At 71.3% G+C, this 8,012-nt stretch carries 7 protein-coding genes and 1 pseudogene; 3 read left to right on the forward strand and 5 right to left on the reverse strand.

Features of this window, described 5'->3' with window-relative positions:
* A partial coding sequence (locus G6022_RS09675; RefSeq protein WP_182691444.1) for a methyltransferase occupies window positions 1-1,604 on the reverse strand: 1,604 nt, incomplete at its 3' end.
* Window positions 1,601-2,092 (reverse strand): DUF3099 domain-containing protein, encoded by a 492-nt coding sequence (locus G6022_RS09680; RefSeq protein ID WP_182691447.1) that lies wholly within the window; start codon window positions 2,090-2,092, stop codon window positions 1,601-1,603. The genes G6022_RS09680 and G6022_RS09675, both read right to left, overlap by 4 nt.
* A gap of 58 nt (window positions 2,093-2,150) precedes the next feature.
* Between G6022_RS09680 and G6022_RS09685 the strand changes: the two genes are divergently transcribed.
* Window positions 2,151-2,396 (forward strand): DUF3039 domain-containing protein, encoded by a 246-nt coding sequence (locus G6022_RS09685; RefSeq protein ID WP_017837712.1) that lies wholly within the window; start codon window positions 2,151-2,153, stop codon window positions 2,394-2,396.
* 109 nt (window positions 2,397-2,505) lie between these two features.
* A complete protein-coding gene (locus G6022_RS09690; RefSeq protein WP_241731139.1) occupies window positions 2,506-4,233 on the forward strand; it encodes a DEAD/DEAH box helicase in 1,728 nt (575 codons plus the stop codon).
* Window positions 4,234-4,375: 142 nt separating this feature from the next.
* Here G6022_RS09690 and G6022_RS09695 read toward each other — a convergent pair whose 3' ends face one another.
* Window positions 4,376-5,752 carry an RNA polymerase sigma factor gene (locus G6022_RS09695; protein WP_182639214.1) on the reverse strand — a complete coding sequence of 459 codons (1,377 nt, stop codon included), beginning with the start codon at window positions 5,750-5,752 and terminating at the stop codon, window positions 4,376-4,378.
* Between the two features lie 181 nt (window positions 5,753-5,933).
* A complete protein-coding gene (gene ppgK, locus G6022_RS09700; RefSeq protein ID WP_182617248.1) occupies window positions 5,934-6,779 on the reverse strand; it encodes a polyphosphate--glucose phosphotransferase in 846 nt (281 codons plus the stop codon).
* Window positions 6,780-6,938: 159 nt separating this feature from the next.
* Here ppgK and G6022_RS09705 point away from each other — a divergent pair, with 159 nt between their 5' ends.
* Entirely contained in the window at window positions 6,939-7,802 is an 864-nt protein-coding gene (locus G6022_RS09705; RefSeq protein WP_179525216.1) for an inositol monophosphatase family protein, read from the forward strand.
* On the opposite strand, the pseudogene G6022_RS09710 reads toward G6022_RS09705, so the two are convergent.
* Window positions 7,792-8,012: pseudogene (locus tag G6022_RS09710) on the reverse strand (LytR family transcriptional regulator); the annotation flags it as partial. The gene G6022_RS09705 and the pseudogene G6022_RS09710 sit on opposite strands and share 11 nt — an antisense overlap.

The raw sequence follows: 8,012 nt of genomic DNA on the forward strand, positions 1-8,012 counted from the left end.
GGCCCCGGGGTGGCGGCGGCGCGGACGCCGGGCGGGAGCAGCCCGGGGACCCCGGCGGGGACGACGAAGCCGTGGAGGAACAGATCGGCCACGACCCTGCGCACGGGTTCCGCCAGCTCACCGGGGTCACGACCGGCCCCCGCGGCGGCGAGGACGACGAGATCCTCCAGGGGGAGCGCACCCATACGCGCCCCTCGGAGGACCGTCGCGGTCAGCGGGTCGATCTCGTGCCGCCAGCGTGCACCGGTGACGCGCTCGACCACCACCGACCCGGCCGGTGCAGAGGCCCCGGACGTCTCGTCCCCCGCGTCACCGGCGTCCGGTGCCAGACTCTCCGAGACGTGCAGGTGGACGTCGGGGGAGACGGTGAACACCGTCGCGTCCAGCGCCCGCTCCTGCCCGCCCTGTCGGTCCGCGGTCGCCCGCAACCACGCCATGCGCGCGAAGTAGGCCTCGGCCTCGTCCCCGAGCCCCTCGTCGAAGGGGTGGGTGAGGTCCTCGCAGAGCACCGACGACGCGCCGTCGATCCGCCTGAGGAAGACGTACCCGAACCCGACCCCGTCGACGCCCCGGTCCTCGAAGTGGTCGAGCCAGGCGTCCGCGGCGAGGGCTGTGGACTCGTCCCTCGGGTCCATGCCCTCGTCCGTGAGCCATGTCCAGACGTAGAGCTCCGGGTCCGAGGTGTCGCGACGGAGCACCCAGGCCTCCACCCCGTCGGAGGGGACCCACGACGCCACGTGGGTCCGCCAGTCGGTGTCCTGGCGCTCCACCCAGGAGGCCAGGATGACCGCGGTGCCGTCCCGGGTCAGGTGTTCGTGAGCCCCGGACACGACCGTCCGGCTCGCCCCGTCGAGGGCGAGCCCCGACTCGCGGTACGAATGGCCGGGCTCGGAGGGGCCCACCACGAACGGTGGGTTGGCGACGACCCGGTCGAAACGACGATGGGCGACGGGTTCGAACCAGGGACCGACGAGCAGTTCCCCGTCCAACCCGTTGATGGCCAGCGTGGCGGACGCCAGGTCCAGGCATCTGGGGGTGATATCCGTACCCGTCGCCGTCCTCGCGGTCCCGAGGGCGTGCACGAGCTGGATGCCGCAGCCGGTGCCGAGGTCGAGGACGGAGTCCACGTGCGAGGTGGGTGTGATCCGGAGGAGGGACAGCGTGGCCTGCCCGACCCCGAGGACGTGGTCTGGCCTCGTGGTGGCGTGGGCCATCGACCCGTCGACGTCGGCGAAGACCCAGCGTGTGCCGTGACCGGTGTCCACGGGCCGGAGGTCGAGGAGCGCCCGGAGGGTCGCCTCCGGCGTGGTCTGACGGGTCCACAGTCCGGCGTCGATCCCGTCGGCTACGGGTACCCCGGGCAGGGCCGCCACGACCTCGTCCTCGGGGACCGCGTCACCCAGGATGAACAGCCGGACCAGGGTCCCGACCGGCCCGGCGGAGCGGGCGTGCCTGCGGACGGACGCCGGGTCCGAACGGGCGAGCGCCGAGACCGCCTCCGGCCCCAGTGCGTCCTCCAGTCCGGGCACCGTGAAGTGGCACTCGCGGAACGACTCCGCCAGTGCGGGGGCCAGGCGGGTGAGGGCGGGAACTGTCGGGGTCACCGGGCGGGATCGCTCTCATCGGGTCGGTCGGCCGGGTCCGGGGCACCCGAGGCGGGACCGTCGCCGGAGCGGTCCCCGGGTGCCGGGGCGTCGTGGGTCGGGCCGTCGTGGGCCGGGCTCTGGTGCGAGGGGCCACCTGTGAGGCCCGGCGGCATCGCGCGGGGCGTGTGGTTGGCCAGCGCACCGGCGGTGTACATCCGTGCCTGCCCCTTGGGTAGCGGAGGCCTGTCGTTGGCGCTGATCACGGCGATCCACGGGATCGGTATGGACCCCGCGACGATGGCCAGTGCGATCCACGGGTTGTTCCAGAGAGCCAGGGAACCCGCGGCGAGGAGCAACGCCGGGATCCGGATGGACATCAGGAGGAAGTACCGCTTCTTCCGCGCCGCGAGCTCGTCCCGGTAGGACTCCCGCGCGGCGGTGATCAGAACGGGCCTCGCGGTGCCGTCCCGATCCTTGGACCGCTTGCGACGGGAGTCGGGTGCCATGGCCCCCAAGGTACTCCGGCGTTGGCGCACCGACCGTGGCGTGCGGCATCATGAGGGGGTGAGCACCACCCGGACCAAGACACTAGAGCGCCCCGAGGTCACGACGACCGAGGAGACGCAGGACGACGCGCCCAAGTTCTTCCACTACGTGGACAAGAGCAAGATCGCCGAGAGCGCGGTCATGGGCTCCTATGTGATCGCCCTCTGCGGCGAGGTGTTCCCTGTCACCCGGTCCGCCAAGCCCGGTTCTCCCGTCTGCCCGGAGTGCAAGCGCGTCTACGAGACCCTGAAGCCTGGTGAGTGAACCCGGCGCGGTCCCGGGCACCGAGGAGCAGACCGCAGACCCCGCCGCCACGGCGGCCGCGGGCGCGCCGCTGCGCGCCTGGCAGCGGACCGCGCTGCGCAAGTACCTCATGGCTCGGCCGAAGGACTTCCTCGCCGTGGCCACCCCCGGCGCCGGTAAGACGACGTTCGGTCTGCGCGTGGCCACCGAACTCCTGACCGACCGGACGGTCGACGCCATCACCGTGGTGGCCCCCACCGAGCACCTCAAGTTCCAGTGGGCCGAGGCCGCCGCGAGGGCCGGTATCGCGCTCGATCCCGAGTACTCCAACTCCTCCGGCGCTCTCGCGCCGGAATACCACGGCGTGGTGGTCACCTACGCCCAGGTGGCCTCCCACCCGTTCAAGCACCGCGAACGGACCGCATCCCGCCGTACGCTGGTGATCCTCGACGAGATCCACCACGGTGGCGACGCCAAGAGCTGGGGAGACGGCATCCGTGAGGCGTTCGACGACGCCGAGCGTCGCCTGTCCCTGACCGGCACACCGTTCCGCTCCGACGACAGTCCGATCCCGTTCGTCACCTACGAACCCGACGGCCAGGGCCATCAACGGTCCAGGGCCGACCACTCCTACGGGTACGCCGACGCCCTGGCCGACGGCGTCGTGCGACCCGTCGTCTTCCTCGCCTATTCCGGCGAGGCGCGCTGGCGGACCAACGCCGGTGAGGAGTTCTCCGCCCGGCTCGGCGAACCACTCAGCGCGGACCAGAACTCGCGCGCCTGGCGGGTGGCGCTGGACCCCCACGGCGACTGGATGCCGGCGGTCCTCCAGGCGGCACACACCAGGCTCCGGCAGATCCGCGCGGGTGGGGTGCCCGACGCCGGCGGGCTGGTGATCGCCACCGACCAGGAACGCGCTCGCGAGTACGCGGCTCTGCTCACGGAGATCACCGGGCGGGCCCCCGTCGTCGTCCTGTCCGACGACCCCACCGCCTCGAGCCGGATCGGCACGTTCTCCGCCTCGACGGACGAGTGGATGGTCGCGGTCCGCATGGTCTCGGAGGGTGTGGACGTGCCGCGCCTGAGCGTGGGGGTGTACGCCACCAGCGCCTCGACCCCCCTGTACTTCGCCCAGGCCATCGGCCGGTTCGTCCGGTCCCGCAGGCCGGGGGAGACCGCGTCGGTGTTCCTGCCGTCGGTCCCGGTCCTGTTGCAGCTCGCCTCCCAGATGGAGGCCCAGCGGGATCACGTCCTGGGCAAGCCCCACCGCGAGGACGGGCTCGAGGACGAGTTGCTGGCGCAGGCCAACCAGCAACACGACGAGCCCGACGCGGACGACGAGGACAAGGGGTACATCTCCCTCGGTGCGGACGCCGAACTCGATCAGATCGTCTACGAGGGGTCCTCCTACGGCACGGCCACGTTCGCGGGGAGCGAGGAGGAGGCCGACTACATCGGTCTCCCCGGTCTGCTCGGGGCGGACGACGTCAAGGCCCTCCTGCGTCAGCGGGAGAAGGAGCAGATCAGGCGGTCGTCCGGTGAGGCGTCCTCCGCGCCCGGGGCCGTGGCGGTGGTGGGCGTGGGGACGGACCCGACCATCTCCGGCACCACCCTCCCGGGCAACGCCGGCGGTCCGGGGGCGAACGCGGGTGCGGCTGCCGCCCGCGTGGCCTCCGCGGCCGAGCTTAAGGATCTGAGGCGCCAGCTCAACACGCTGGTGTCCGTGTACTCGGGCCGTCTGGGCAAGTCCCACGGAGCGATCCACACGCAGCTGCGTAACTCCTGTGGTGGTCCTCCGGTGCCCATGGCCTCGGCCGACCAGATCCGGGAACGCATCTCGCTGCTGCGTAGCTGGTAGGGCAGCTGGAACGGGACGCTGGAAGGGGCTCAGAACCACGCCTCGCCGTCCCTGTCGGATGAGCATGCGAACGAGCCCGGGCCCCGTCGACATCGACGGGCCCGGGCTCGTCCGGGGTCCGGGGTACCGGACCGGCGGGAGATCAGTCCAGGTAGTCGCGCAGCACCTGGGACCGCGACGGGTGGCGCAGCTTGGACATGGTCTTGGACTCGATCTGGCGGATCCGCTCGCGCGTGACCCCGTAGACCTGGCCGATCTCGTCCAGCGTGCGGGGCAGTCCGTCGGTGAGGCCGAAGCGCAGCCGCACCACGCCCGCCTCGCGCTCGGACAGGGTGTCGAGCACCGAGCGGAGCTGGTCCTGGAGCAGCGTGAAGCTCACCGCGTCCACGGCCACCACGGCCTCGGAGTCCTCGATGAAGTCGCCGAGCTGCGAGTCGCCCTCGTCACCGATGGTCTGGTCGAGCGAGATGGGCTCCCGGGCGTACTGCTGGATCTCCAGCACCTTCTCCGGGGTGATGTCCATCTCCTTGGCCAGCTCCTCCGGGGTGGGCTCGCGGCCCAGGTCCTGGAGCAACTCGCGCTGGATGCGCCCGAGCTTGTTGATGACCTCGACCATGTGCACCGGGATGCGGATGGTGCGGGCCTGGTCGGCCATGGCGCGGGTGATGGCCTGGCGGATCCACCAGGTCGCGTAGGTCGAGAACTTGTAGCCCTTGGTGTAGTCGAACTTCTCGACGGCGCGGATCAGACCCAGGTTGCCCTCCTGGATGAGGTCCAGGAACGCCATCCCCCGGCCCGTGTAGCGCTTGGCCAGGGACACGACCAACCGGAGGTTCGCCTCGAGCAGGTGGTTCTTGGCGCGAACGCCGTCCCGCTCGATCCACTTGTAGTCGCGGCGCTGGGCGGTGGTGAGCTTCTCGCCACGCTCGACGACCTGGGCCATGAACCAGGTGGCGTAGAGGCCGGCCTCGATACGCTTGGCCAGCTCGACCTCCTCCTCGGCGTTGAGAAGGGCGACCTTGCCGATCTGCTTGAGGTACGCGCGGACCGAGTCGGCCGAGGCGGTGAGCTCGGCGTCCTTGCGGGCCTGCCGCAGGGCCTCGGACTCGTCCTCGTCCCAGACGAAGTCACCCGACGCCTTGTCCTTGGCGGTCGGACCCTCCTTGGTCTCCTCGTCGGCCTCCGCGTCATCGACGTCGACGACATCGACCTCGACGTCCTCGAGTTCGGCGGTGTCCGGCTCGACCTCGAGTGCCTCGACCGGTGCGTCGTCGATCGGAGCGGTGTCCGTGAGCGCGGGATCCCCCGCGGCGGCGGTCTTCTTGGCCGCGGTCTTCTTCGCGGCGGTCTTCTTGGCCGGGGCCGACTTCTTCGCCGCCGTCTTCTTGGCGGGCGCGGCCTTCTTCGCTGGTGTCCTGCTCGCCGCGGTCTTCTTGGCGGGGGCCTCGCCCGTGACCTCGGTGTCCGACGGATCGCCGCTCATCGCGGAATCCGAACTGGTGGTCTTCGTGGCTGCCACAAACGCCCCTTCACAACCGGTGAATCGATGGGAAACGGGGATCGATGCCGCATCGTATGCCGACACTCGAGCCGTCCGCCTTGCGGTACCGGGCCCGTCCCCGGCCGGTAGGTGATCCCGGCCTGCGCCATTGTAACGAGGAACCCGCCCGGAGGTCGCATCAGGCGCTGTTGACGAGGGGTCAGTAGCTGCCCGGGGACAGTGTCGACCCCAGATCGACCAGGCCGTCGCGCGCCGCCGAGTACAGCGCCGCCCCGATGATCCCGGCATCGCCACGTCTGATGGCCGCACGAACCGGGGTGCGGTTCTCCAGGAGCGGGAACCACTCCTCGGCGGCCTCGCTGATCCCGCCCCCCAGGACGAATGCGCGGGGCCAGAGCAGGTCCTCGAGGCATCGCAGGACGTTGGACACGTGGGGCGCCCATTCCTCGTAGGTCAGTCCGTCCCGTGCACGTACCGATGCGGAGGCCAGGTGCTCGGCCTCGTCGAAACCCCGGCCGGCGATGTCCTCCACCATGAGGTGTCCGAACTCCGTGTTGGGGACGAGATGGCCGTCCAGCAGCAGTGCCGATCCGATCCCCGTGCCGAAGGTCAGCAGGACCACCAGGCCGTCCACCCCCTCACCGGCGCCGTAGTGCACCTCGGTGACACCCGCCGCGTCGGCGTCGTTGAGCATGACCACCGAGCGTCCGGGGAGGTGCCTGTCGAACAGGGCGACCACGTCGCAGCCGACCCAGGAGCCGTCGATGTTGTGGGCGATCCTCGCGACGCCGTCGTGGATGACGCTGGGGAGAGCCACCCCCACCGGGCCGTCCCATCCGAGTTCGTCGACCATCGCGCGGATGACCCCGGCGACCGCGTCCGGGGTCGCCGGCTGCGGGGTGGGACGTGTCGACCGGGGGCCGAGGAGTTCCCCGGTGCCGAGGTCGACCAGCCCCGCCTTGATCCCTGTGCCGCCGACGTCCACCCCCAGGCCGGTGGAGGAGGCCGGCGCCTGGGTGCTCTCGGTAGGTGTGGGGGTGGGCATCTCGGGCTCCCGGGTGACGGGCCGTGAGGGTCACGGCTGCGGTTGGAGTCCACCGGACCGACGGGGCACGATGGGGGCGACGAGCGCCCGTTCGTCAGCGTATCTGTCCGGTACCACCGTGGGCCGGTCCAATCGGGGACGACGACGAGGTGAGCCGACATGTCGGAGGAGACGGACGGAGGGGTCGCGCGATCAACCCACGCGGACACCGTCGACGAATTGAGGCGGTTCGCGGGTCGGCTCGCGGTCTCGGGCGGTGACGTGGCCCGGCGGATGGTGGAGCAGTTCGGCTCCACCGGGCTCGACGCGCGTGCCAAGAGCTCTGCGACCGACCCGGTGACCGTCATCGACACCACCGTGGAGGAGCACCTCCGTTCGCAGGTGGTCTCCGCCCGGCCCGGCGACCGCGTCCTGGGGGAGGAGGGTGGCGAGGAGGCGACCGCCCCGGGACGGGGGGTCGTGCGGTGGGTGGTGGATCCGGTCGACGGAACCGTCAACCTCCTCTACGGGATCCCCTTCACCGCCGTCTCGGTGGCGGCGGAGGTCGACGGGGTGGTCCTCGCGGGTGCGGTGCACAACATCGTCACCGGCGAGACCTGGACCGCGGGGCTCGGCCGCGGGTCGAGCCTCCGGTCCGCCACGGGCACGCTCACCGAACTGACGGCGTCGGCGTGTGACGACCTGTCGATGGCGCTCGTGGGAACCGGGTTCTCCTACGACTCCGACGTCCGCGCGGAACAGGGGCGGGTGGTCGCGGAGCTCCTCCCGCGGATCCGTGACATCAGACGGTGCGGGTCCGCGGCCCTGGACCTGTGCATGGTGGCCACCGGCCGGATCGACGCCTACTACGAGCGCTGCCTCAAGCCGTGGGATCACGCGGCCGGGGCCCTGATCGCCGCCGAGGCCGGCGCGGTGGTGAGGGTCTCCCACGACGACGAGGTCCCCACTGCCGCCGCCGCACCCGGTGTGGCGGGGGAGTTCCTGTCCGCGATCGAGGCGCTCGGGGGCGCGGTCAGCAGTTGACGGCTCGCGCCGCGTCCAGCTCGGCGGAGATCGGTTGACGTCCCACCTTGAGCTCGTCGAGCGCCCCCACGCTCTCCGCCGAGTCCGACAGTCGCGAGAAGATCGTCCCCAGCACCAGGTCGACGGACTCGTCCGCCCGCCCGTCGGACACCAGCTGCATGCACGGCGCGGCGAGGGACAGTGACCTCGCGCTCGCCTCCCCGGCCTCGC

Source organism: Dietzia sp. Cai40 (genome assembly GCF_014145165.1).
Classification (GTDB): domain Bacteria; phylum Actinomycetota; class Actinomycetes; order Mycobacteriales; family Mycobacteriaceae; genus Dietzia; species Dietzia natronolimnaea.